Origin of the sequence: Mesorhizobium sp. M0184, assembly GCF_040322215.1 — a bacterium.
Classification (GTDB): Bacteria; Pseudomonadota; Alphaproteobacteria; order Rhizobiales; family Rhizobiaceae; genus Mesorhizobium.
In genome coordinates, this window is the sequence record NZ_JAMYSZ010000050.1 from 1 (window position 1) to 24776 (window position 24776).

14 protein-coding genes and 7 pseudogenes are annotated in these 24776 nt (G+C 61.1%); 10 read left to right on the forward strand and 11 right to left on the reverse strand.

All coding sequences use genetic code 11. From position 1 onward, the window contains the following. Positions 1–235 precede the first annotated feature (235 nt). Both NKJ23_RS32090 and NKJ23_RS32095 read right to left on the reverse strand, forming a co-directional pair. Positions 236–3502 carry a UvrD-helicase domain-containing protein gene (locus NKJ23_RS32090; protein ID WP_352496476.1) on the reverse strand — a complete coding sequence of 1089 codons (3267 nt, stop codon included), beginning with the start codon at positions 3500–3502 and terminating at the stop codon, positions 236–238. Beyond that, on the reverse strand, positions 3390–6182 hold the full coding sequence (locus NKJ23_RS32095) for a PD-(D/E)XK nuclease family protein (RefSeq protein WP_352496465.1): 2793 nt from the start codon (positions 6180–6182) through the stop codon (positions 3390–3392). Before NKJ23_RS32095 ends, NKJ23_RS32090 begins: the two co-directional genes overlap by 113 nt. Before the next feature lie 99 nt (positions 6183–6281). On the opposite strand from NKJ23_RS32095, the gene NKJ23_RS32100 reads away from it, so the two are divergent. Together NKJ23_RS32100 and NKJ23_RS32105 are read left to right on the forward strand one after the other, a co-directional pair. After that, positions 6282–8069 (forward strand): ATP-dependent nuclease, encoded by a 1788-nt coding sequence (locus NKJ23_RS32100; RefSeq protein ID WP_352496466.1) that lies wholly within the window; start codon positions 6282–6284, stop codon positions 8067–8069. Next, positions 8062–9846, forward strand: a complete 1785-nt coding sequence (locus NKJ23_RS32105) for an ATP-dependent helicase (RefSeq protein ID WP_352496467.1) — start codon at positions 8062–8064, stop codon at positions 9844–9846. Before NKJ23_RS32100 ends, NKJ23_RS32105 begins: the two co-directional genes overlap by 8 nt. 234 nt (positions 9847–10080) lie before the next feature. On the opposite strand, the gene NKJ23_RS32110 is transcribed toward NKJ23_RS32105, so the two are convergent. Next, on the reverse strand, positions 10081–11103 hold the full coding sequence (locus NKJ23_RS32110) for a hypothetical protein (protein ID WP_352684718.1): 1023 nt from the start codon (positions 11101–11103) through the stop codon (positions 10081–10083). Between the two features lie 37 nt (positions 11104–11140). Between NKJ23_RS32110 and istA the strand changes: the two genes are divergently transcribed. Both istA and NKJ23_RS32120 read left to right on the forward strand, forming a co-directional pair. Continuing rightward, a complete protein-coding gene (gene istA, locus NKJ23_RS32115) occupies positions 11141–12709 on the forward strand; it encodes an IS21 family transposase (protein ID WP_352496477.1) in 1569 nt (522 codons plus the stop codon). Further along, positions 12642–12959, forward strand: a pseudogene (locus NKJ23_RS32120) (ATP-binding protein); the annotation flags it as partial. The gene istA and the pseudogene NKJ23_RS32120, both read left to right, overlap by 68 nt. 34 nt (positions 12960–12993) lie before the next feature. On the opposite strand, the gene NKJ23_RS32125 reads toward NKJ23_RS32120, so the two are convergent. The 4 genes from NKJ23_RS32125 to NKJ23_RS32140 all read right to left on the reverse strand — a co-directional run bounded on the left by NKJ23_RS32125 (position 12994) and on the right by NKJ23_RS32140 (position 15353). After that, positions 12994–14253 (reverse strand): recombinase zinc beta ribbon domain-containing protein, encoded by a 1260-nt coding sequence (locus NKJ23_RS32125; RefSeq protein WP_352496468.1) that lies wholly within the window; start codon positions 14251–14253, stop codon positions 12994–12996. Beyond that, positions 14168–14446, reverse strand: coding sequence for a recombinase family protein (locus NKJ23_RS32130; protein ID WP_352496469.1), 279 nt, complete (start codon positions 14444–14446; stop codon positions 14168–14170). The genes NKJ23_RS32125 and NKJ23_RS32130 overlap by 86 nt, the downstream gene beginning before the upstream one ends. Continuing rightward, the gene (locus tag NKJ23_RS32135) at positions 14401–15057 is read right to left on the reverse strand and encodes a recombinase family protein (RefSeq protein ID WP_352496470.1); all 657 of its coding nucleotides are present in this window, start codon (positions 15055–15057) and stop codon (positions 14401–14403) included. The genes NKJ23_RS32130 and NKJ23_RS32135 overlap by 46 nt, the downstream gene beginning before the upstream one ends. A gap of 131 nt (positions 15058–15188) precedes the next feature. Then, entirely contained in the window at positions 15189–15353 is a 165-nt protein-coding gene (locus NKJ23_RS32140; protein ID WP_352496471.1) for a hypothetical protein, read from the reverse strand. Positions 15354–15529: 176 nt separating this feature from the next. Between NKJ23_RS32140 and NKJ23_RS32145 the strand changes: the two are divergent. Together NKJ23_RS32145 and NKJ23_RS32150 are read left to right on the forward strand one after the other, a co-directional pair. Beyond that, positions 15530–15946: pseudogene (locus tag NKJ23_RS32145) on the forward strand (ATP-binding protein); the annotation flags it as partial. Between the two features lie 189 nt (positions 15947–16135). After that, on the forward strand, positions 16136–17176 hold the full coding sequence (locus NKJ23_RS32150; protein ID WP_352496472.1) for an SGNH/GDSL hydrolase family protein: 1041 nt from the start codon (positions 16136–16138) through the stop codon (positions 17174–17176). Positions 17177–17715: 539 nt separating this feature from the next. On the opposite strand, the gene NKJ23_RS32155 is transcribed toward NKJ23_RS32150, so the two are convergent. The 4 genes and pseudogenes from NKJ23_RS32155 to NKJ23_RS32170 all read right to left on the reverse strand — a co-directional run bounded on the left by NKJ23_RS32155 (position 17716) and on the right by NKJ23_RS32170 (position 20355). Continuing rightward, positions 17716–18054 carry a c-type cytochrome gene (locus tag NKJ23_RS32155; RefSeq protein ID WP_352684721.1) on the reverse strand — a complete coding sequence of 113 codons (339 nt, stop codon included), beginning with the start codon at positions 18052–18054 and terminating at the stop codon, positions 17716–17718. Positions 18055–18100: 46 nt separating this feature from the next. Next, positions 18101–18604: pseudogene (locus NKJ23_RS32160) on the reverse strand (ankyrin repeat domain-containing protein); the annotation flags it as partial. 168 nt (positions 18605–18772) lie between these two features. After that, positions 18773–19495 (reverse strand): annotated as a pseudogene (locus NKJ23_RS32165) (IS6 family transposase). A 149-nt stretch (positions 19496–19644) separates the two neighbouring features. Next, entirely contained in the window at positions 19645–20355 is a 711-nt protein-coding gene (locus tag NKJ23_RS32170; protein WP_502902599.1) for a 4'-phosphopantetheinyl transferase family protein, read from the reverse strand. A gap of 618 nt (positions 20356–20973) precedes the next feature. Here NKJ23_RS32170 and NKJ23_RS32175 point away from each other — a divergent pair. The 4 genes and pseudogenes from NKJ23_RS32175 to NKJ23_RS32190 form a co-directional block, all read left to right on the forward strand. Next, positions 20974–21965: pseudogene (locus NKJ23_RS32175) on the forward strand (IS1380 family transposase); the annotation flags it as partial. A 76-nt stretch (positions 21966–22041) separates the two neighbouring features. Further along, positions 22042–23009 (forward strand): annotated as a pseudogene (locus tag NKJ23_RS32180) (IS5 family transposase). Further along, positions 22984–23284, forward strand: a pseudogene (locus NKJ23_RS34800) (transposase); the annotation flags it as partial. The pseudogenes NKJ23_RS32180 and NKJ23_RS34800, both read left to right, overlap by 26 nt. Before the next feature lie 570 nt (positions 23285–23854). Continuing rightward, positions 23855–24776: formyltransferase family protein (locus NKJ23_RS32190; RefSeq protein WP_352496475.1), on the forward strand; the 922-nt coding region annotated here is incomplete at its 3' end.

Below are 24776 nucleotides of genomic sequence, written 5' to 3' on the forward strand. Positions count from 1 at the left end.
GGTTACCTCCAGGCATGATCGTCGCTCGCGGTATTGCTTTCGGCAGCGCCAAGGTCGCACGTCATATGTTCTTCCGAAAATCAAGACGTGTAAAATTTGTAAAACCAGGGATGTAGCTCCGTCCGCGGCAGGACTGCAGTAGCCCGCCGCCCAAAGGGTGAGACCGCGGTGCGAAAAACAGGCATCCGGTTTTTGCTTGGGCATGCCTGCGGGCTGCGAACCGACCCTCAGGACACTATTGATCGCGGCTCACTCTGTCCGCCCGTTGGACCCAGGTGATCTCGCCGCTCGTCAGGTAGACAATCGCGCCGCGTCTGGCGCCCGTCGCAGAAAGATAATCGCGCAGCTGCTGCGCATGGGCTTCGCGCACCGCCGGCGAGGGATTCACATCAGACTTCCAGTCGATCGCAGCGTCGACCCTGTCTTCGATGATCGCCAAAGCGTCGGCACGACCGGCGATAAGGCCAATCTCGTCATGGCTCCAGATTGCGATTTCCGGGACGAGATTGGGCCGCAGTTCGGCAATCTGCGGCAATGCGAGGCCGCGGAGCGCCGTGGCTCCCATCTCATTGGGGTCTGGACGAGGTTCGCCGTCGTCGACGTCGGGCATCAGCTGTTCGAGCAATTCGAGCGCGCGGGACACGCTAGCGCCGAGTTCGACAGCAAGCTCGCCGGTGAGAAGCTCTTCCCTCAGCTTGTGAAGGATGACACCGCGGCGCGCCCCGGCGCCGACAACCTCAAGATGTTCGGCATGAGTCTCCGAGCTTACGACCCCGTCGAGGGGATCGCTGATCCGATCGGCGTCATGCTCGCTGGGCCGGCGCCAGACAATTGGCGGTGCGCTTTCGTCGACGGATTGCTGCTCGGCGGCAAAAATGTCCGAAGACTGCCCGTTCGGCCGAGAGACCGGCCCTGGCGTTTCCCGCCGTGCAAAGGATGAAAGGTCTAGTTCGGGAATGTCTTGCTGACGCAGGTCTATGGAGCTGAACCAGGAATCTTTGGACGCCTGAGGAATGTGCGGCAGCATCAGCAGATCCCGTGCCCGCGTGCAGGCCACATACCAGATCCGCTCTCGCTGATTGGCATCTTCCAGGCTTTCCGCTGCACGTGCCACCGCCAGCTCCGGCGGCGCGACGCCGCCGAGCATCCAATGCAGGCTGTTGTCGGATTGCCGATGCACGAATTGATCCGGCCGGTAGAGCTCGGTCGTGGAATTGACCGGAATGACGACCGGCCACTCCAGGCCCTTGGCGCTGTGAATGGTGACGATCTCGACGGCATCCTCGGCGGCGTCGATGCGCCCTTCCTGCGCTCGGGCCTTGCGTTCCCAATCTGCCTGCAGCTCGCGGATGAATGTGCGCAGGCCAGCGACCGCGTAGCCGCGCGCTCTCTCGATCAGGGCGTCCAGGTTGGCGAGCGCGCGGGCACTTCGGTTGCGATGTCGCGCCGCCATGATTACGCGAACGTTCAGACGTTCGATGGCTTCCGCAAGAATCAGGCTCGGCGTCACAATCGACGCCCGCCGGCGAAGCTGTTGCAGCTCGATGAGAATGTGCCTTGCCACCGCATGCTGCACCAGTTGGGGGTCCGTTCGGACGGTGAAAAAGCTTTGGCCTTCTTCGCTGGCGGCAAGGGTCGCGGTGATATCGAGCAGTTCCTGGTCGCTCAAGCCGACCAAGGGACCGCGCATCAGCGCGCCAAAGGCCAGCGTATCGGACGAATCCGCGAGGACCCGCAACAATGCCAAGATGTCCTGCGTTTCCTGCCGTCGCATAAGCGTCTGCCCGGCTTGCGAGGATACCGCGAGCCCGCGCTGCTCGAGCGCCCGTTCGTAGCGCCACAGTTCCGTGTGTCCCGGCGAAAGCAGCGCGATGTCGCCGGCCTGGAGCGGCGTGCATGTCTTGTCGGCGCGTTGTATCGGCATGTTGCCGATCAAGGAGGCGCATATGTCGGCAACCCGCTCGGCCTCGGCTTCCCGAAACATTTCGGCGTAGATGCGTCCCTCGGCCGCCACCTCGACGGTGAAGCGCGCCACGCAGGCAAGCGGGTGTGACACCTCGAACAGTGTGGGTGCGAGCGCGACGTATCGGGGCTGCGACGGCTTGGCAAAGACCGGTTCGAAGCAGGCATTCACATGATCGATGATCGGTGTCAGCGATCGGAAATTGGCTGTGATCTCGAGCACCGCGCCCTGATCCTGGCTATCGATCAGGCGGCGGCAGCGCTCGTAGGCTTCGATGTCGGCGCCGCGAAAACGATAGATCGCCTGTTTCGGATCGCCAACCAGGAAGAGCGCGCCGGGCCGCAGCTCCGATTCTTCCCATCGCGCAGGTCGAGCTTCAGCGGCGATCGAGAACAAAATCTCGTTCTGGATGCCGTCCGTGTCCTGGAATTCATCGACCAGGACATAGAGATAGCGCTGGCTGATGGCCTGACGCATCTCCTCGTGGCCGCGCACCAGCGATCGAACGTGGATCAGCAGGTCGTCGAAATCCAGCACCGCGGCAGCCCGCTTGCGCGCCTGATAGCTTTCGAGCAGCTGGTCGAGCGAGGCCGATAGCGAGCACACCAGCGTGCTAGCGATATGGCCGACGAGCTCGCTCCAGGCGATGACGACGGTTTCATAGAGCGCCCGGCCATCTCCGGCGCCGGCACCGTTGCGATGTGCGCCGAAGCCCCGCGCGGCCTCGTCGTAGGTCTTGAGTTGCAGGCCTTTGCGCTGGAAGAGACGGCCGGCTCCCGGATCGCAAAGCCGCCACAGGCTTCCGAAATCCTCCTTGTTTGCAAGACAATCCTGATAGCGCTCCGCAAGCCGGCGCAGCTCGTGCGCGATGTCGGAAAGCCATTTGTCCGGCGCTGCGCCTGCCTGCCATCGGTCGAAATCGTCCACCGCCTGGACGAAATCAATGTCCGGCCGTGCGTCGGCAGAGGGAGGGATCGGTTGGGCATCGGGATGCTTGCGCCGGAGGCTCGCGAGTTCCCGAATAAGGTCAACGACCTGAAGCGGGATTTCCTCGGCCAGGACGACGATCGGGTCAGCTTGCGCCGCATCGGCCGCGAGCCGACGCGCGAACCAGGCCGACAGCTCGGCCATGAACAGATTGTCGGCAACGCCCGCATCGACCACGCGGGCACCGGGATCGAGGCCAGCCTGGACGCCATGGCTGCGGATGATCGCCTGGCAAAATCCATGAATGGTCGTTGCCGTCAGCTCATCGAGGCGGGGAGAGGCGGCGACGAGCGCATCGTGCTGCTGGTCCGAAAGGCCATTGGGAAGAACGGACTTTAAGAAAGCAGGAACATCGCCCGCCAATAGCAGTTCAATCGTCTGCCTGATGCGGCGCGCGAGCTCGCTCGCCGCGAGTTCGGTGAAGGTGATGGCAGCGATGTCACCGGGATGATGGCCGGCTGCGAGCATCATCGCGACGCGACCCGCCATCAGCGAGGTCTTGCCGGTTCCCGCGGCCGCTTCGACCAGCAGGATCGAGAAGAAATCGGTCATGGCCCGGCAGCGGGCGTCCTGGTCGACGAGCATCATGTCGAGGCGCTCCACAGCCGGTTGAGCGGCTGGTTGGCCGCCGGAACTCGGAGGCCTTGCGGCGCAGGTAGCTTTCGCGATCGGCCGGAAGCGCCAGGCGCATGTCGTCATAGTCGGCGTCCTGCTCCCAACGCGGCGCAATGCTGCCGCTGCGCAGGATCGCCATTGCCGCCGATAGATAGCCTGCCGCTTCGTTCACCACCGCATCCAGCTCGTCGCCCTTGAGCTCGAAAGTTGTCGGATCGTCGGCGAGATAGATCAGGCGCGCCACAACCGTCCTGACTTCGGGCAGCAACGCGCGTACCGCGATGGCGTAAAGCACACGCTGCAGTTCCCGTCCCTGGCCCAACGCGATGCGCTGGTGTTTCGGAGGCGGCTTGGCGCTCTTGTAGTCGGTGATGCGCGCGCCATCGCCGGTGGCACGGATATCGAGCCGATCCATGCGGCCGCCGAACACCAGGCCGCTTTGTCGGATCGACACCGCGACCGTCGTGTCCCACGGCGCCTCCTCCTGCGCGGCATCTCGCTGGCCGAACGGCACTTCCGTCCAGCTGCGCGTATCGGATCTGACCTGATCGTCGGCGGCAAGGCCTCTGGCCGTGCGGCGCGCAGCCTCATTCACGGTATGCCGCCACAGAATCGGCCGGGGCACTGAACGCTGAAGCGGCCAGGCATTCAGGATCGCCGTCGAAGCATGACCGATCGCCGCTTCGATCTCGCCGGCGCTCGCGCGCGCAAACCCCGGCGCAGGCTCGAGCGCCGCGATCGCGCCGCTGATCAACTCATGCACCAGTTCGCCGAACGAGGCTGCATCGAGTTGCGGGTCGGACTGGAATCGCGCTGAGCGCCAACCCAACGCGTAACGCCAGACGAACCCGAGCGGGTCGCGCAGCAGCCGCTGGAGCGACGTCGTCGACTGGACTCTCGCCAAGGCTCTTTCTATCGCCGGATGGTTGGCGCCTGAGAGGCCGTCATGCGGTGTCAACGTGGAAGGCCACTGCCAGTTGCGCCAGCAAAGCTGGCTCTGGCGAACATGCGCGAGTTGGCCGGCATCGCGGGGTCTCGCCAACAGCCTGTCCGCTTCGCTGAAAGCATGCCCTGGAATGCGGTCGCGCTTGTGCACGATCTCGTCCGAGGGCCAGAGCGAGCTTGGCGACAGAACGCCGCCCTTGGCGTTGCGCAGCGGCCGCGACAGGATGAGTTGTTCGCGGGTGTGCGCCTGGATGACCGCGAAATGGCGTCGGTCACGTTCAGCGACACCCGCCGGATGGAGCCTGCGGCGGTCGAGCAGATGGTGCGGCAACAGCGGGTCGTCGTTTTCCGAGCGCGGCCAGGACCGGCTGGTGAGGCCAAGCAGGCGGGTGTAGGGCCGCGGACATGCGGCCAATTGCGACGCCGGGCACCACACGACGCTGTTGGCCGGGTCAAGCTGGTCGACGACGCGCAACGCTTGCAACGACAGGGCAATGGCTTTTGCAGGCGCGCTTCGCAGCGCCTCTTCCCACATCGCCAGGCTGGCGCCGCTCAGCATCCGTGCACCCGCTTCCCCGGCCACTTCCGCTCCGCGCGCGAGAAGCTCGAGAATGGGCAGCAGGACGTGCTCGGCCAGTTCACCATCGGCGCGCTGCGGCCTGGCCGCCGCCAGCACTTCCTGCCACTGGCCGAGGCTCCGCAGACCCGCGCTTCGCGGAACAGCAGCAAACCAGTCCGGCGGAAGCAAGCCGGCAAATGGACGCGACGGCAGGCGTCGGATCAAGCGCCAGATACGCTCCTGATCGAGACCGTTTACCAGAATGTCCGCCAGCGCGGCACAGGCCTGGCCCTCCGGCGTGCTCAAGGCGGGCACGCCGTGAGAGAAATGCAGTGGCAGCCCGGCGCTTCTCGCATAGGCCAGAAAATGATCGTCCCAGTCAGGAGTCGAAGTCGCGGCGACGGCGATATCTTGTGCCTTAACCTTCCCGGTGGCGAGCAGCTGTCGGATCCAACGCAACGCCTCGACGACCTCCGACTTGGGGTCCGCGCTCGCCTCGGCCGTTGTTCGGACCGGAGTCGTCGCCGGCGTTTTCCGGATCGACCCTCTGAACCACGGTTGTTCGACAGGTTCCGGCAGCTCCCAGGTGAGATCGGTGACGCGAGCAAGCTTATTGACAAGCGGCCGCCAAAGTGGATCGATGTCCGCCACTCCCGAAAGCGTCACCGGACCCAGCAAGCCGCGCGCAAGATCGACCCGCCTGAGGGCGGCGTCGCGAAGATCACGCGGCAGCATACGCGCGGGTGGAATGTGATCGCGGACGTAGGTCTCGATGACATGCAGGTCATCAAACCTCGGCGTCCCGCCTGCCAGCGACGACAGATCGAGATCCGCCCGCCAGGCGCAATCGAGCGCATGCAGGACCGCGCGCGGCATCCCTGGCAACGCTGCCACCGTTCCGATGTCGCGAAAGCTTTCCGAGGTTAGCGCCGCCTGGATTACCGGATAGAGCACGTCGGTGCCGGCCGGTGTCGCGAAGCCGCCGACAAGGCGCGCAGCGAGCAGGGGCAGGGTGACGATCTCACGACCGATTGCACCTTCCCGCGCGGCGGAAGCGCGAGCGCTGCGAAGCGCCAGCATGCCATCGACGACGTCAGTGGAACGAATAGGCATCGGTTTTGGTCATGTTCTTCCAACAGGGCACTGTGATCGCCCAAAATCACCCGCTATTGAAGCTCAGGCAAAGAAAAAGCTTAGACGTTGGGGCGGAAAATGTATCTCAGCAAGTTGAGCATCAGGAATTTCAGGAATTTTCAATCGATCGACGTCGCGCTGGCCGGCAATGTCGTGCTGCTCGGAGAAAACAGAGTTGGCAAGAGCAATCTGCTGTTCGCGATCCAGCTCATTCTCGATCCGACACTGCCCGATTCGGCAAGGCAGCTGAAGCTCACCGATTTCTGGGATGGCGGGCCTACCGACTACAGCGCGCCCATCGAGGTCCATCTAGAGATCTCGGATTTCGCGTCGGACATGTCGCTGACCGCGCTGCTGACCGATTTTCGGGCGCCTCATGATCCGAGTATCGCACGGCTCAGCTACATCTTCCGCAAGAAGTCGGACGTTGCCGGGCCGCCCCAATCGGGCGCCGATTGCGAGTTTCTGGTCTTTGGCGGCGGCGACGAAACACGTTCGCTGCCGAGCAAGGTGCGCCGGCGCATTGCGATCGATCTGCTCGATGCCTTGCGCGACGCGGAAGGTCAGCTCGGCAGCTGGCGGGCCTCCCCGCTGCGCCATCTGCTCGAAGAAGCCGTCTCAGGGATAAGCCGCGCGGATCTCGGCACTGTCGCGACCGAGCTGGACAAGGCGAGCAAGACGCTTGAGGCCTTTCCGACCATCAAGACGCTGGAAGATGAACTGCGTGCCGGGATAGCCCGTTTGTCGGGAAAGGCGCATGACATCGATGCGCGCCTGAGATTTGCACCGGCCGACCCGCTTCGCCTGTTCCGGGCGATTGCGATGTTCATCGATGATGGCAAACGCGGCATCGCCGAGGCCAGCCTGGGATCGGCGAACGTTGCCCTGCTGGCGCTGAAGCTTGCGGAATTCGCCTGGCGCCGGAAGAAGAACGAGCGCAATTTCTCGCTGCTGTGCATCGAAGAGCCGGAGGCGCACCTGCACCCGCACCTGCAGCGATCGGTGTTCGCGAAGTTGCTCGGCAATGCCGAGGCCTCTCAGGCCATGATCGTCACTAGCCACTCGCCTACACTGGCAGCAGTCGCGCCGCTGCGGTCGATCGTTCAGCTGAAGAGGCGAGGGGGCGCGACGCAGGCATTCTCATTGGCCAACCTGCCGGTGACGCCCGACGAACTCGATGATCTGGAGAACTATCTCGACGCGTCCCGCGCCGAACTCTTGTTCGCGCGCGGCGTCATCTTCGTCGAGGGCGATGCGGAGGAGGCGCTCGTGCCTGTCTTCGCCGCCTCGCTCGGCCACTCGCTCGATGATCTCGGCATTACCCTATGCAACGTCGCCGGCACGAACTTCCGTCCTTACGTCAAGCTCGCCGAGGCGCTGTCACTGCCCTATTGCGTTGTCACCGACTGGGATCCGCTCGACGGGAGCAAGCCTCCTCTGGGCAAGAAGCGAACCCTCGATCTCTGGCAGGACATGCGCACCCTGCGGGGAATTCCTGTTTTGACTGCGGCCGAACTCGCGGCGTGGCAGCCGGTGGATTATTCCGGCTTTGCCGTGGAAGCGGCGAAATCCCGCATATTCCTGAACGATCAGACCTTCGAAGTGTCCGTCGCCAACACGCCCGGCCTGCTGAATCCGCTCCTTGACATCTTGAGTGAACAGGATTTCGGGTCGGTCAGAACCAATCGCATTGCTGCCTGGCGCGCCGGCACGCCGGTTGTTCCTGAACAGCTGCTGGCCATGGTCGCAAGCGTTGGAAAAGGCCGGCTCGGTGCCCGGTTGGCAAAGAAAACCATCGGGCCCAATCCGCCCGCCTATATCGAAAACGCCATCAACAACGTCGTGGCTTTGGTTGCCAATGCTTAGCGACCGGCCCCTTGTCCAAGCCCTCGCAGACCTCAAGGCCAATCCGGAGCAGGCCGCCGCCGTCGTAGAAGGAGGTCACTGCGTCGTGCTTGCCGGCCCGGGAAGCGGCAAGACCAAGACGCTGACGATCGCCATGGCACGCGCCGTGATCCAGGACGTACCCGATCCTCGCGGCGTAGCCTGTATCACCTACAACAACGACTGCGCGATCGAACTGGAAACACGCCTCGCCCGCCTCGGGATCGTACCTGGAGACCGCGCTTTCATCGGCACCGTGCACAGCTTCGCGCTAAGCCAGGTCATCGGCCCGTATGCGCGCTGCGTGCCCATTGCGCTTCCCGCGGACTTCAAGGTCGCGAGCAAATCCCAGATGCGGGCCGCTGTGGAAGCGGGATACAGCAAATCGATCAACGGCTCGGGCAACCCTCACGACAGATGGAAGTTCGCGTCGGAAAAGCGCGTCCGCGATGTCGATCGTACGCGGCCCGAATGGCGGGGGCGCAATCCCGAGCTGGCTGGTTTCGTTGAAGCCTACGAGGAGGAGCTGCGCCGGCAAGGGCTGATCGATTTCGACGACATGCCGCTGATCGCCTATCGCATGATCAAGGCGAACGGCTGGATACGCGACGCTGTTCGAGCTCGTTTCCCCGTGTTGTTTGTCGACGAATACCAGGATCTCGGTCATGCGCTGCACGAGCTCGTCCTCCTCCTGCTTTGCTTCGAAGGCGGCATTCGGCTGTTTGCGGTGGGCGACACTGACCAGTCGATCTACGGCTTCGCCGGCGCCAACCCTGAGCTGCTGGAAAGCCTGACGCGCCGCTCCGATGTGCGCACGATCAGGCTCCGCTTCAATTATCGTTCCGGCGCGAAGATCATTCGAGCCTCGCTCGGTGCTCTTGGCGAGGAGCGCGACTATCACGGCATCGATGGCGCTCCCGACGGCGATCTCAGCTTCTGGCCAGTTCCGTACGGACACGACAATCAAGCTGAGGCGGTCGCCAACACGATCATCCCGAAGCTTGTCGAACAAGGGGTCGAACTGGGGCAAATCGCGGTTCTCTACCGGGCTGCCTGGCTCGGCGACAAGGTGGCAGCCGCTTTGAAGGAGGCGGGAGTCCCTTTTTTCCGAACCGACACGAACGCCCTGATCAAAAGAAGTTCCCGCCTTGCGCGCTTAATTGAGGAATGTGCCCGCTGGATCACGGGCGGTTGGCGCGATGCCGAGCCGCCATATGCTCGGCTTCTGTCGCAAGCGATGACGCTCGTCTACGGGCGCCACGCCAGTGAGCGTGAGGAAGAGGAACTGTCCGCCCAACTCATGGGATTTCTGAGCACCTCACTCGGAAGCAGCGAAACCACTCACGTCTGGCTGCAACGGGTCGCACGAGAACTCATCACGCCATGGCGCATGATGGCTCGCAATTCCGAACAGGAGTGGGACGTTTGCGACGAGATGACTTCCAATACCGATCCGGCCCGCGATCTGGACATGCCATTGGCGCATTTCGCCGGACGGACGGAGGGATCTGGACGTCTCAACCTCAGCACCCTGCACAGCGCCAAGGGGCGGGAGTTCGATGCGGTCATCATGTATGGGGTAAATGCTTCCGACATGCCGAGCACGCGCGATAAGAGCACTCCCGCGGGCCTTCGCGAGGCCAGGCGCTTGTTCTATGTCGGGGTGACTCGCTCGAAAAAACACCTCAGCCTAGTCTATCAGGAGCACCACCATTCTCCGTGGGTCTTCGAGCTATATCAGCGAAGTCAGCAGAATTGAACGTGCGCCACAGCGCTGAGTACTCGCCGGCTTGGATCCAGGCCTTGAGGTTGTCAATCGACTTCGCTCGGGCCCTCTTTCCCGGAAAATCCGCCGATGGCTTCAGGCGAGCAGCGCCATAGCGCAGGACGTTCAAACGGCAGCGAGACTGAGGTCGCGCCGAGATAGCTCTTTTTTGCCGACCTGGGCTTTCCGAGCGTGGTAAAGATTGCAGCCCGCGCCAGGGTGATCGAATCACTGTGTGAGCCACGTCCTCCATTGTTCTTGAGTAACGCCGGGAAAGAGGGCCGCCGCGTTGATGTCGAAGCTGATGTTGCCCACATGTCGCACGAAGTTGGACGCGCCAATCCCGCTCCAGAACAACGCCAGGTCCTTATCGGCGGTGCACAATATCACGCGATGATCTGGCCAAATGGCAAAGATATGCATCAGCAGTTCGAGCGAACGCAGATCAGCCAGAGCATTGTAGGCTTCCTCTCTTCCGTAACTCGCCTTGAACTTCAGGAGACCCTTGGCCGGACTCTTCCCATTTGCGACGACCACTAAACTGAGGGCTGCAAGGACGACGAGCGAGCGCACTTGAAGGCCACAAGCCTTCGCGGTCGCGACGACCTCATTGCCGACGGATTGCACTCTGTGTTGGGCGGTCGGAGATTGAAGCCTGGGATTGAGGTGGATGAGGAAATCCTGCTTGCGATCCATGCCGCTTCGGGTGTCTTCGATGAGCCCGAGGATGCCCTTGAGACCATTGGCATCGTCCGCAACCAGAATCGCTTTTGGAAGCGCCGAACGCAGCTTTCTTACCGACTCATCGAGACTGCGTTTCGCCGACTCCGCCGTCGGGTGTTCCCTCTTGTCCCCCTCGAGAGCGAATAGCGCGGGATTGATGCGGATGGCGTGGTCGGCGAACAGGTCGATGAAATCGCTGCGCCCGGTATACTTGGGAATGCCATCCTTTAATCGGCGATCGAGCTCGGCAACGACGCAACGATCCGGCAGCACGACAGAGTCGCCCTGGATCGCTATGGCTGAAGGCAGCCAGCCTCCTCTGACAAGGCCAACGGATTTTGAGGCAAACCGACTTTGCAACTCCGTCCGAAAGCGACCCGTGCGCCCGATTTCTGTGTCCGCGACATCGCCCCCGACGATCGTTCCGCGACCAGCAAGGGGGATGATCTGTGATTTTTCATGGAATGAGGACCCTGTTTGAGGGGTGATTTTCGTCCAAACGGGACCCTTTAACGATGGGGTCATCAAGATGCCTCCGGTTTGATCGGAGGCATTTGTGTTTTGGATGTTGGTTGTGGAGACGATTGCAAAGATACGCCGGCTGTCGCTGGTGCAGGGAAAGTCGATCAAGGCGATCTGCCGGGAGCTGAAGATCTCCCGGAAGGTGGTGCGCAAGGTTTTGCGTTCCGAGGAGACAGAGTTCCGCTACGAGCGCAAGCATCAGCCTTATCCCCGGATGGGCGCATGGCCTGACGAGTTGGATCGGCTGCTATCGGCGAATGCGGCCAAGTCTCAGCGGGAGCGGCTGACACTGATCCGCATCTTCGAGGAGCTTCGCGGCCTCGGCTATGACGGCAGCTACAGTTCGGTGTGGCGGCATACTCAAAGCTGGGAGGCGGATCGCGGCAGCGCCGCGGCCGAAGCCTACATTCCGTTGAGCTTTGCGCCGGGCGAGGCCTACCAGTTCGACTGGAGCCACGAGATCGTTCTGCTCGACGGCGTGACGGTAACGGTGAAGGTGGCGCACATTCGGCTTTGCCACAGCCGTATGTTCTTCGTCCGGGCCTATCCGCGCGAAACGCAGGAGATGGTGTTCGACGCCCATGACCGGGCGTTCGGCTTCTTCCGCGGCGCCTGCACGCGCGGCATCTACGACAACATGAAGACGGCGGTGGACGCGATCTTCATCGGCAGGGATCGCCGCTACAACCGCCGCTTTGCGCAGATGTGCGGGCATTACCTTGTCGAGCCGGAGGCCTGCACACCGGCGGCCGGCTGGGAGAAGGGGCAAGTCGAGAACCAGGTCGGGCTGGTGCGCGAGCGCTTCTTCACACCGAGGCTGCGCTTCAAGACGCTGGAGGATCTCAACGGCTGGCTGGCCGACAAATGCGTTGCCTATGCCAAGGCGCATCGGCATCCTGAACAGGGCGAGCGCACGGTCTGGGACGTATTCGAAGAAGAGCGGGCCAGCTTCATTCCCTATGCCGGTCGCTTCGACGGCTTCCATTGCATTCCCGCGTCGGTGTCGAAGACCTGCACGGTGCGCTTCGACAACAACAAATACTCGGTGCTGTCGAGTGCCGTCGGCCGGCCGGTCGAGATCCATGCTTATGCCGACCGGATCATTATCCGCCAGGACGGCGTGGTCGTGGGTGAGCATGCCCGCTGCTTCGGCCGCAACGAGGTCATCTACGATCCCTGGCACTACGTGCCGGTGCTGGCCCGCAAGCCGGGCGGATTGCGCAACGGCGCGCCGTTCCTTGGCTGGGTCCTGCCGTCGGCAATGGAGAAGGTGCGCCGCAAGCTCAAGGCGGTTGATGACGGCGACCGGCAGATGGTGTCGATCCTCACCTGCGTGCTGACCGACGGATTGAGCGCGGTCGAGGCCGCCTGCCAGGAAGCCATCGAGCACGGCGTCTCGTCGGCGGCGGTGATCCTCAACATCCTGGCCCGCAGCCGCGATCCGGCGCCGGGCACGATCCTTTCCATTCCCCAGGCGCTGAAGCTGGCTCACGAGCCGATCGCCGACTGCGCCCGCTATGACAGCCTCAGGAGGACGAACAGCCATGGAACGCACCGAAGTACTGGAACTGATGGGGGCGCTGAAACTCTTCGGGATGCGCGCGGCCTATGACGAGATCATGGGCGTCGCCATTAAGCGGCAGCACGAACCGCCGAAGATCGTCGGCGATCTGTTGCGGGCCGAGATATCGGAGAAGCAGGCCCGCTCGATCAAGTACCAGCTCACCGTCGCCAAGCTTCCGCTGGCCAAGGATATCGAGGACTTCGATTTTGCCGGCACGCCGGTCAACGAGAGCCTGATCCGCGACCTCGCCGCCGGCGCCTTCGTCGCCGATCAGCGCAATGTCGTCCTGGTCGGCGGGCCCGATCCCACGACATAATGCACACCTCGCTATGTTATTGAAAAAGCTGGATCTGCTGATCCTGTGATTGTGATAATGGACTGTGTCCGCTCCTGCCGGAATGGTGCTGGATATCGAGTTGCTCGATATCTTCATGACGGATGATCCAGGGCGTACCCTTGCAATACTGCTTGGCCTTCAGATCGCCGGCGCGGATCATGCGCAGCACGGTCATTGGCCGCAGGCCGAGCTTCGCAGCCGTTTCCTGCAATGTATACTCGCCGCGCTCCGACCGTTCGTCCTTTTTGTAGACGGCGATGTCGTGCTGGTTGCGGAAAGTGCAGACACGGGACTGCGTCCATCCGTTCAGACGACCCGTGGTTTTGCCGAGCCGGTTGAGAAGCGATGCGATCGCTCTATCCGGCAATTGGCGTGCCAGGGCACGGATCAGGTCCTCGATGTCCGGCGGGGCGCCCCAACGGTGATGGCCTGCCTTGTTCTTCCTGACCGAAAGCGCGGTATGGTCGCCGCCCTGCCAATGCACCAGCATTTTGATGTGGTCGTCTTCGATGGCGACGACAATCTCGCGGATCACGGCACGGATGATCCGCTTGCGCGTGGTGGCGGTGGCGTTGGCATGATGCCATGCCAGTTCGAGATCGGCGCCCATGCGCAGCAGGCTCCGCCGTTCCTCTTCTCCCAGAGCCTCAGGCTTGTGGCGGTCGAGCGCGTCAAGCTCGTCCTGACGCTCGCGGACGGCTACGAGCGCGGCATTCCAGCGTCGCTCCAGTTCGCCTGCTACAAGCCGGTTGTCCGGGTCGACGGCGTCATACTGGCGGCGTGCATGGGCGGCTTCATAACGTGCCTGCTCGAGTGCGAGCTCCACATGGCGCCGCTTCTCTCCAGCCTGCACGGTGGAGGTCTCGATGGCCTTGATCGCCGCTTCCATGCCGAGCGGTTGAAGGCGTTGAAGAACCTCCGCGCTGACCGCCTGATCGACCCGCAACGATCCGAAGCCGATGCACGGGTCGGTTCCGTGGTTGACCTGCGCTCCGCGGCAATGATAGCGCCCCGTATTGCCGTTGCTGCCGGAATAGGAGACATGCAGCTTGCGGCCGCAATGGCCGCAGCGCAAGAGACCGCCGAGCAGCAACTCGCCCCGGCGAAGAGCACCGCGCGGCACCAGGCCTTTGCTTGTGGCATTGTCCGTGATCAGGCGCTGATACCTCTCAAAATCGTGCCAGCTCAGGTAACCTTCGTGATGGTCGATGAGCAAGACCTCCCAGTCGGCGCGATCGCGCCTGATCCCACGCAAAATCCGTTTGCGTCCGGCCTCTATGGTGACTTTGCTGCAGCCCGAACGCATAGGCGCCGGCGTAGATCGGGTTGGTGAGAATGTGGTGCACCGTATTGTAGACGGGCAGCTTCCAGACGATCGCCCTGTCCGCCGCGCGCGTGTAATTTACGGCAGGGAGCATAATGCCCTCGCGGCGCAACCACAGATGCACCTGCCGGATGCTCTGCAGTTCGTCGAAACGCCGGAATACAAGATCGATCGCCTCGCGGATCCGCAGGTCCGGGTCTTTCTCGACCCGGTTCCGGCCCGACTTGACGTAACCGATCGCCACCTCAGGAAAAGTTCGCCCCGTCGTGCCTTCTGCTTCAGGGCTTCGATCGAGCGGGCCCGCAGGATCGAAAGCTCCAGTTCGCTCATCGTGCCCTTCATGCCGAGCAGCAGCCTGTCGTTGGGATGACGCGGTTCGTAGATGCCGTCCTCATCGATGATGAGCGTTCCGACAAGGCCGCAAAACTCGATGAGCGTATGCCAGTCCCGGCCATTGCGGGCCAGCCGGGAGGCTTCAATGGCGAGGACCGCACCAACCCGACCTTCGCAGATCGCCGCCAGAAGCTTCTCAAAGCCCGGACGGCTGATGCCAGACCCTGAACGAACGAGATCTTCATCGATGACGATGGCGTCTTTCCAGCCAAGGGACCGCGCTCGCTCGGCAAGGCCATATTGGCGTCGCCGGCTCTCGGGATTGTTGACGAGTTGATCGGCCGTCGACTGCCGGACATAGACATAGGCACCGCGCGCGAGATGTTCAGCGGTGATCTTCATGATCTGCCTCCCGTCCCGTCTGGCTCACCACCGCTTCCCTCAGCAAGGTCTCGATCAGCGGGAGGGTGCGTTCCCGGACTTCGCCTGGAAGACTCGATGGCGGAGCCTTCTTGGAAAACAGGTCTGGCTGGTCAGTTCGGCATTGCCTGCGCTGCATGGTCGTCTCCTGGCTGGCGTGAGTCGCTCTGCAGAAAACGTAGACATGCATCGACCTCGCGGCGCAGGTCGCGCAGGCATGAAAGGGGAAAACGGGGCGCCTCGCGAACCGCCATCGTCAGGGCGATCTCTTCCGTCATCCAGATCGGAATCAGCGCCAGGCTGCCATCCGGTTGTCGCCCGACATAGGCCGGCTCACCGCAATAACGCTGACGGCGTGTGACGAAAATCTCCCCGCCCGAACGTGGATGAAAGGCGTAACGGACAATCTTCTTTGCCTCGCCATCCTGATAACGGGCATTATGAGCCCAGTCCGACAGGCACCGGCAAGTCGCATCTGGCGATCGCCATTGCCCGTTCTCTCATCCGCAACGGCGCACGCGGGCGCTTCTTCAACGTCGTCGACCTCGTCAACAGGCTCGAGACCGAGACCCGTGCCGGCCGGCAGGGCCGCATTGCCGATCAACTTACCCGGCTCGACTTCGTCGTCTTCGATGAACTCGGCTATCTACCCTTCGCCCAGGCCGGCGGGCAGTTGCTCTTCCATCTGGTCTCGAAGCTTTACGAGCGCACCTCGATCATCATCACCACCAATCTCGCCTTCGGCGAATGGCCGAGCGTCTTTGGCGATGCAAAGATGACCACCGCGCTACTCGACCGGCTCACCCATCATTGCGAGATCGTCGAGACTGGCAACGAATCCTGGCGCTTCAAGAGCCGCTCTCAAAGCTGAAGTCCGAAAGCCAATCAGTCGCGCCCGATCAGGCTGTGCAACCCCGACCAGCTTCGCCTGATCGGGCGCTTACCGGCGTGCCCTTCAACACCCCCAATCCCTTTTGCGCGAAAAACCAGGGTCCCGATTCCGTGGTCATTGACACAGACGGTCCGTCAGGTCGCCCGCGTCAGCGTGGGCGGCAATTCCGTGCGTGTCGTCCTGTCGAATGCCTTCGGGACCAAGCCGCTGACCATAGGCGCCGGCAGCGTCGGAATCGCAGGCAAGGACGGTAGCGTTGACCAGGCGAAACCGCTCACCTGGGGCGGTAAGAGTTCGGTGGTGATTCCTGCGGGTGCGCCGATCCTCAGCGATCCGGTCGAGCTTCCGGCAAAAGCGCTTTCCGAAATCTCGGTCAGCATCTTCCTTCCGAAGAAGACCACGCTCTCCTCTGTGCATTGGGACGGCGTGCAAACGGCCTACATTTCCGGCCCGGGTAACTTCACGAGCGACGCCACGTTCAAGGCCGACAGCACACTCAAATCGCGTCTGTTCCTGAGCAACATACTGGTCGACGCCGCGCAGGATTCAAAAGCGATCGTGTTTTTCGGCGCTTCCATCACGGACGGCAATTGCTCGACGCCAGACGCCAACAATCGCTGGCCGGACCATATCGCCACGCGGCTGCACGAGGCGAATCGTAATGTCGCGGTGGTGAACGAGGCGTTTTCAGGCAATCGCGTGTTGACCGACGGCATGGGTGTCAACGCGCTCGCGCGTTTCGATTCCGACGTTCTCAGCCATCCTCAGGTATCAACCGTCGTCCTGATGATGGGTATCAACGATATCGGCTGGCCCGGCGAAAATGCAATCACGCCGGACGACAAGGAACCGACCGCCGAAGACATCATCACCGGATACAAGCAACTCATCGCCCGCGCGCATGCGCATGGCGTGCGCATTGTCGCCGTCACGTTGACCCCCTTCGCCGACACGTTCAAACGGCTTCCGACCGAAGGCTACTACACGCCCGAGAAGGAAAAGATCCGCGTCGCCGTGAACGAATGGATCCGCAGCGGCAGCGGTTTCGACGGCGTGATCGACTTCGACAAGGTAATGGAAGACCCGGCTAGGCCGGGATACCTGCGTGACGACTACGATTGCGGCGATAACCTCCATCCCAACGATGCCGGGTACAAGGTGATGGCGGGCGCGGTCGATCTCGACCTCTTGCTGGGCAAAGCCAAATAGGCCGATGTTCCGATTGCCGCTGGACCGATGGCATCCCAGCGGCACAGGACTCCAATCATGAGCGGCGCCTGGCCGGCGCCGCGTGGGACGTTGAAAATTATGTCTCCACATTAATTCCCGATGACTGCTTGCGGGTCTGTAGTGTCAACCGGCGCCAAACCGTGATCCCTGCCCCAATGTGGGTGAACCGTTTGAACTATTCCGCTTTTCTTGACCCAGGAAATGTCACGACCGGCGCCGGTGTCGACCCTCTTTCAGAGCGACATGAACGCTATATCAATAGCGTACGGGCGATTTGCGTGGGGTCATGGTTCGGCGCCGAGTCACAGCCAGGTCGCGGCGAACGATCTTTGGATTTCGTGGCATCAAATCGGTACGAGAGCTAATCAGGTCCAACGGGGGAGCCTGCCACGGGCTGTTCGTATAGCTGCAAACATTACCCACGAATGGAATCATGTCCTGGGTCGTTTACACCCAAACCGAAGCGGAGCTGTGGAAGCACATCGAGTTGCATGCCGCACTCGCGCATCAGCCTGGACTTAGGGCAGAGGGATCGGCTTGTCGCTTAGCGTACGCAAATAGGCAATCAGATTAACACGCTCGGTTTCGTCGGGAACGCCGGAAATTTCCATGAGGACACCGGGCGTGGTGAGGACGGGATCATAGAAAAAGGTGTTCAGATCCTCGTAAGTCCACGCGCCCTCCCAATCCCGCAAAGTCTTGGAATAATTGGATTCCGGCACCGATGCCTTGTCGCGGCCGACGACCTCCCACAAGTTCGGACCAGTCTTGCGGCCCTTGCCTGGTTCGTTGTTGTGACACCCGTTGCAATTTCCGCCGAAATAAATCCGGCCCTTCTCGACATCGGGCGCAGCCAACTTTGTGGCAATCGGTGCGCGCCGTGACGCAGTCGAGGCAGCCATGCTTGACGGCCACATGAAGGGGGGTCTGCTTCCCCGCGGTCGAGTTCGGATTTGCGCCATGCACCAACAGCAGCGTGATAAATTCAAGCCGGTTTCTAGCGGCCGCCGCCATCAGGGGCGGACCCCCAATCTTCGACCCGGCGTTGACGTTTGCGCCGCGCTCGATCAGCAATTCGGTCGCTTCACTCCAGGCGGCCACTACTAACGTCGAGACCGGCCTCGCGGACACCGAGCTGCTCGGCCAGATACGAAATCGCCTCGGCCGGAACCTCGGTCGCGTCGGTGGCAAAGTATCCGAAGGTGCGAAGAACTTCAACTGCACCGCCAGTCCGAGCCTCGACCCGGCCGGCTTGGCGTTCACAAAGTCATTGTCGCCAAAAGAGGCTCCATTCCCCAGCCAAAGCTTCAGGCGAAACACGCAAACCCATACGTTCACTCCCTGTTTCAGGAGTGAATTCTCAGGTCGCTGAGCCTTCACCGTCAATCCGTTCCGGCAACGTTCCACAACTTGGCCAAAATCGCAGCTTCGGGCCGATTAGGCCTGCTTAAAACGCCGCCATGATTCATCGTGCGTTCGATGATTCTGCGTCCCAAACCCCCTCCGCGCCACTACGTCACGCTGGCACCGTAAACTTAACGCTGTGAAAACAAGATCTGGGAGTGAGGCTTTGGTTCATTCGGCGTGAAGGCGCGCGATTTGGTGCCATGCTTGCATGGCAGTTGCTCGCAGTTCTCGATGGTGGGTGGATGGAATATCGTGGCGGGGAACGTTAAAGAGGTTGGCGATCGGGTCGTGGACGGAAACGAAACGCTGAAGATGTCGCGCTGACTTGAAGCGCTTCATGATCCTCTCCCGCCGTCGGACGGGTTGATGAGAGTTCTCCGCCCGATTGTTCAGGCCCTTGTGCGAGCGATGCTCGACGCCTGGCATGATCTCCCGCTTCGCCGCACCGTAGGATCGAAGCTTGTCGGTGATCATCACACGCGGCGAACGGCCTTGCCCTTTCAGAAGCTTTCGCATCAAGCGGCTTTCCCGCCTTCGCATTGCGACGGCTTTGCACCAACAAGTCGAGAACAAACCCGTCCTGATCAACGGCGCGCCAAAGCCAGTGTTTCTTTCCACCGATGGTGATGACAACCTCATCGAGATGCCATTTGTCGCCGAGCTTGCCGGCCGATCGCTTCCGGATATCATTGGCAAAGTGTCTGCCAAATTTCTCAGCCCAAAGTCGCACGGTCTGGTGAGAGACGATGACGCCACGAGCTGCCAGCATATCCTCGACCATCCGCAGGCTGAGCGGAAACCGGAAATAGAGCCAAACCAAACGGCATGGGCAATCACCTGCGCCGGAAATCGGTGGCGACGATAAAGAGGATCACGGGAAAATCTGGTCATGCCGCCAGATCCCACATTTTGATCGCTGCCCGGTTAACGTTACCGTGCCAGATATACAACGTTCATCGGTCTGCCTATCTCGGTGGGAAATTAATGTTTACCAAGGCCTGCACCCTATCAGGTTTCAAAGTGGGCAGCACCGAGGCGGCTTAAAATTGATCTATTTTGTATGGATATATGCTGATCGGAGCGGCCGGTTCCTGTAGCGCAATTGCAGCCATGCATGTGTCCCCTATGTCGATAGTGGAGACACGAAATTGCGCATGCGTTGTCAGGCCACTATGGCCCACAGCCGACAAGTTATGCATTCGCTCGTCGCACGACACATCCATGTTAGGCAAAACGTCTGAAAGACCAACGCCCATCGCCTTCAGGAGGGCTTCTTTCCGCGTCCACAGCTGCAAAAAGGCACGCTCCCTAAGGGCAGCGGAAAGCCCGCCCACAAAGCGAGCTTCATCACCGGAAAGTGCAAATGCGTAGAGATCCGAGTAGTCTCTTGCCAAGACTTGCTCAATATCGATTCCGACGCGGGAGGATGAAAGCGCAACGACGATGAAATCAGAGGTGTTGCTAATGCTGAAATGGATACGGTCCCGCCCATCCTCGTCTAGAATGTGAGGCTTGCCGTGAGGTCCGTACACGAATTTAATCGACGCCGGGGAGACATTCAGGCGTTGCCCTAGGAGGGTACGAAGGGCGGCACGTCCAACAACGAAGCTCCTGCGGGCAGGCTCGACGCGATATTTGTCGGCTCGCATGAGCTCATCGTCAGAAAGACAAGATGCCACTAGGCCCGGGTACGCGAACCCGCTTTCCAATTTGGCCCAGTAGACCTCGTTTAATTCACAAACAGACTGCATGCTGTGGTCATATAGGCCCAGGAAAATATTTTATGACTCGCGCCTCAACCATAACATTTAGAACGGGATTGAACAGGACATTATGATGAAAAGGAAAAAATATGCTAGTTGTTGGCCCCGGAAATGAGCTGTATCGTCGGTACATACTTCGTTAAATTAGCGAATATTACAATCTTTTCGTCATCTCAAAAGATGACGCGTCATGGACTGAAGCAGTCAGTCAAGATATTTCCTATTTTGACAATAGTTCTCCCTCGCGGAATATGTTCTCAACTGTCAAAGGCTTGCTTTCTCGCCACCAAGTAGACGGTGTTTTGACCTGTGAGGAGCGATATGTGGAGCTAACGACGGCCCGTCGCCCTCGAGCTTCGCCTGCGGTGTAATTCAATGGATGCAGCTTTTGCTTGTCGCGATAAGCATCTCATGCGGCGAGCCTTTGCGAAAGGGCGTGTTCCAACCGCAATGAGCAACCTCGTCCGAGGGATGCCAGAGGCTAGCCCGTCTTATGCACGACGGAGCGTCCGAGAGATTGGCGGATGTAGCGTAAGCGATTGATTTGGCGTAGGATTCGGTTGTCTAAGCCAGCCCTGCCACCACTCCTCGCGAGCCACACCCGCCATGACCGATGATACGTTGCTGCCGCTCTCATTTCCAGCCGTTGGACGCAAGAAGATTACAGCTGCGTTTGACGGCGGACGCATCACCTCGGATGGTGGCGTCATGCTTTTGGCCGCGGCCGAGCGACGCCTGCAACTGGCCGACAGGCTGGCCGCTGCGATCCACGATCCGCGCGACCCACAGCGGGTGACGCACGCCATGGCCGACATTCTGCGCGCGCGCTCGCATCTTTGCGATCGCATGCGGCTACGAGGATGCCAACGACCTCGATCGGTTGCGCACGGACCTGGCCTTCAAGCTCGCCTGCGGGCGGCTGCCCGACAGCGGGATTGATCTGTGCTCGCAGCCGACCTGCTCGCGCCTGGAGAACCTGCCCGACCTGCGCACCGTCATCCGGCTCGGCTGGGTGCTGGTCGATCTGTGGCTGTCGAGCTATGCCGCGCCGCCCAAAAGCGTGACGCTCGACATCGACGACACGGTTGATGTCGTTCACGGCCATCAGCAGCTCTCGCTCTTCAACGCCCATTACGACGAGCGCTGCTTCCTGCCGATCCACATATACGACGCCGCGACCGGACGTCCGGTCGCCATGATCCTGCGTCCTGGCAAGACCCCGACGGGCAAGGAGATCCGCAGCCATCTGCGCCGGCTCGTCCGGCGCATCCGCGCCCGCTGGCCGGCCACCCGCATCCTGGTCCGCGGCGACGGCCACTATGGCCGGGCGGAGGTCATGGCCTGGTGCGAGAACAGCGCTCGACTACCTCTTCGGATTGCCCGGCAACAAGGTTCTCTAGCGTCTCGTCGATGAAGCCGCCGACGACATCCGCACCCGCCGCGCGCTCGAGCAAAAGCCGGTGCTGCGCGGTTATGCCGAGATCCGATACAAGGCGAAATCCTGGAAGATGCAACGTCGCGTCTGCGCCCGCATCGAGGCAACCACCCGCGGCCTCGACACCCGCTTCGTCGTCACCAATCTCGACAAAGGCTCCGCCGCGGCGTTGGTGCACGGATCTTTTATTGGTGGGGGTTTAGGCAAGCGGTAAGCGCAAAAGCCTTTGTAGCGTAGCCATGCCTTTCAAACACAATGCCAGCCGCCGCCATCATATTGAGAAGATGAAGTTCAGGGTGACGAACTGGCCAGAATATGAGGCAGGACTTCGCCATCGCGGCAGTTTGACCCTGTGGGTGACGCCGGAAGCCCTGTCCAAGGGGCAAGCGCCAAGACGCAAGACACGTGGCGGCCAGCACCGCTATTCTGATCTGGCGATCGAGACCACCTTGACGCTGGGCCTTGTGTTTGGCCTGCGGCTGCGCCAGGCAGAAGGCTTGCTGGAATCGGTGCTGCAACTGATGGGGCTGGCGCTCGCTGTCCCCGATCATACCACCCTGAGCCGTCGGGCGCGGAAATGGCAATCGCCCAACAAACGGCATGATCGCCAGGTTCGCCGGAGGGACCAGTGCATGTTCTCGTCGACAGCACCGGCCTGCAGGTCTACGGCGCGGGTCAGTGGCTGGAGGAGAAGCACGGCGCCAGATCCCGTCGCAGTTGGCGCAAGCTGCATCTGGCACTGGATGCCGACAGCGGCGAGATCATTGCCCATACCCTGACTGATCAGGACACTGGCGATGTCTCTCAAGTTGAGCCACTACTCGACCAGATTGGCGGTCCGATCGGACAGTTTACTGCTGACGGCGCCTATGACGGAAAACCGACTTACGACGCAGTCATCGATCATAGCGCTGCCGCCGCAATCGTCATTCCGCCTCGTGCCAACGCGGTCGAACCATTCGAGGATAGACCTGCCGGCCAAAGGGACCAGCATATCGCCGCAATCGGCAGAGACGGCCGGATGAAATGGCAGGTCTCCAACGGTTATGGCAAACGCTCGCTGGTCGAGACCGCCATAGGGCGATACAAGTCCACCATCGGGCGGCGTTTGCGGGCACGGTCGCTTCCCGTTCAGCAGACCGAAGTCGCCATCAGCTGCGCCGTCCTCAACCGCATCATGCATGATGCGGTTGATCCAGGCCGATGATAGCCTGAAAGCTCGCTTCGCCCTCCTTGTCTCCATTCCCGGAATTTCCACTGCGACGGCCTTTACGCCAATCATCGAAATGCCAGAACTCGGAGACTCGACGAAAAAGCCGCAACCTCCTTATGAGGTCTCGCTCCGATGAGCCGACAATCCGGACGATGGACCGAACGCGCTTTCATTGCTGGCGGAAGGGCCATCGTCCGACAAGCGCTCTATATGCCAGCACTTGTTGCAGCCCGCTTCAATCCGATCTCAAGGCCAAGTACAAAGGCTTGTGCCGATTGATAGCGCGCTCAACGGCACGATGTCTGGCGATGTCAGATAGGTGACAAAGAAGTATTATTGCTACCATATTGATTGAGAACGACTTCACCTTTTGGCACGATACGTGCGTAGTCTTCTAACAAGGCGCATAGACTGAGGAGAAGTCGCGCGATGATCACGCACACCGGAAACTCAGACGAGGGTAGGGTGGCAGCTGCGATACTGCCGGCGACGATATTTGGTGACCTGGGAGCTTGGCGGGGATTGGGAAGATCTGGCTCCGCCGCGCAAGAGCTTCGTTACCGTCAATGGACGCGAGATTACACTAGCGATCGTAGGCCCCCCGAGCAGATTCGAACCAGTGTGAGCGATTACGGAGGGCGGCGCCTAGGACGGGAACTGCCCAGCTTGGTGGGTGAACTGCGGGAGGGATGAAGATGGCACCTCGGTCTTCTTCGGCGCGCGGAAGTGCCTGCGTACCAGGCGATCAGGATAGGCATCCTGCAGCGCGATCAATCTGCTCGAGTGTCTTTGTTGGCGGTGGTACGCTTGCAGTTAGATGCGCTCAGCTGGCAACGGAGATGGGCCACGTCATTGGTGCGGCCCTGTGTGGCGACGCCATATTCGCGGATTGGGCGGCTCGCGCCAATATCCCCTGCATGGAAAGTGCTGAAGAGCTCTCCTCTTTTTTGAAGGCTGAGCCGGTGGATTGGATTTTCTCCGTTGCCAATCCGTTGATATTGCCACCGGACGTGTTTGGGCGCGTGCGTCAAGGTGCTTTCAATTACCACGACGGTCCATTGCCACGATATGCGGGAACGCACGCGACGTCCTGGGCGCTGCTGGCGCAAGAGACCGAATATGCCATCACGTGGCATCGGCTCGATGATGGTGTTGATACGGGTGACGTCGTGGTTCAGCGCCAGGTGCTGATTGCGCCCACCGATACGGCACTGACCCTGAACCTTAAATGCTATGAAGCCGCGATCGAGGGCTTCCGCGAGCTCTTAACTGGCCTCGAGAATGGGAAGCTTACTGCCTATCCGCAGGCGCTGGTGAACAGAAGCTATTTTCCAAAACGTCGACGCCCAGATGCGGCAGGCTGTCTGCGATGGGATCAATCCGCGCAAGAGTTGTCAGCGATGACGCGGGCCCTAGGCTTTGGGCCATATCATCCCAATCCAATGTGTCTGCCCAAGGCTCTCGTTGGCGATGAGGCTGTCACAGTCAGACGCCTGGAGGTGTTGGCTCAACGCTCGGGCGTTCCGGCAGGTTCGTTGCTTGAAGTCCACTCCAGCCATTGGCGTGTGGCGACGGGTACAGAGGATGTCGATGTTTGCTTTGGCGGCCCCAATGGCCAGGTGCTGGACGCGCGAGCCCTCGCTAGGCACTCCAATCTGGATGAAGATGGTCGCCTTCCAATTTTGAGCGATGAACAGGCGCAGAGCATAACTGCCGCCCATGAATTGCTGGCGCCTTCAGAGGATTTTTGGCGACAGCGGC

Bases quoted from the DNA above. Each gene is read 5' to 3' on its own strand.
- NKJ23_RS32090 (WP_352496476.1), bottom strand. From the start codon at position 3,502: ATGACCGATTTCTTCTCGATCCTGCTGGTCGAAGCGGCCGCGGGAACC.
- NKJ23_RS32095 (WP_352496465.1), bottom strand. From the start codon at position 6,182: ATGCCTATTCGTTCCACTGACGTCGTCGATGGCATGCTGGCGCTTCGC.
- NKJ23_RS32100 (WP_352496466.1), top strand. From the start codon at position 6,282: ATGTATCTCAGCAAGTTGAGCATCAGGAATTTCAGGAATTTTCAATCG.
- NKJ23_RS32105 (WP_352496467.1), top strand. From the start codon at position 8,062: ATGCTTAGCGACCGGCCCCTTGTCCAAGCCCTCGCAGACCTCAAGGCC.
- istA (WP_352496477.1), top strand. From the start codon at position 11,141: ATGTTGGTTGTGGAGACGATTGCAAAGATACGCCGGCTGTCGCTGGTG.
- NKJ23_RS32135 (WP_352496470.1), bottom strand. From the start codon at position 15,057: ATGAAGATCACCGCTGAACATCTCGCGCGCGGTGCCTATGTCTATGTC.
- NKJ23_RS32140 (WP_352496471.1), bottom strand. From the start codon at position 15,353: ATGACGGAAGAGATCGCCCTGACGATGGCGGTTCGCGAGGCGCCCCGT.
- NKJ23_RS32170 (WP_502902599.1), bottom strand. From the start codon at position 20,355: ATGCAGTCTGTTTGTGAATTAAACGAGGTCTACTGGGCCAAATTGGAA.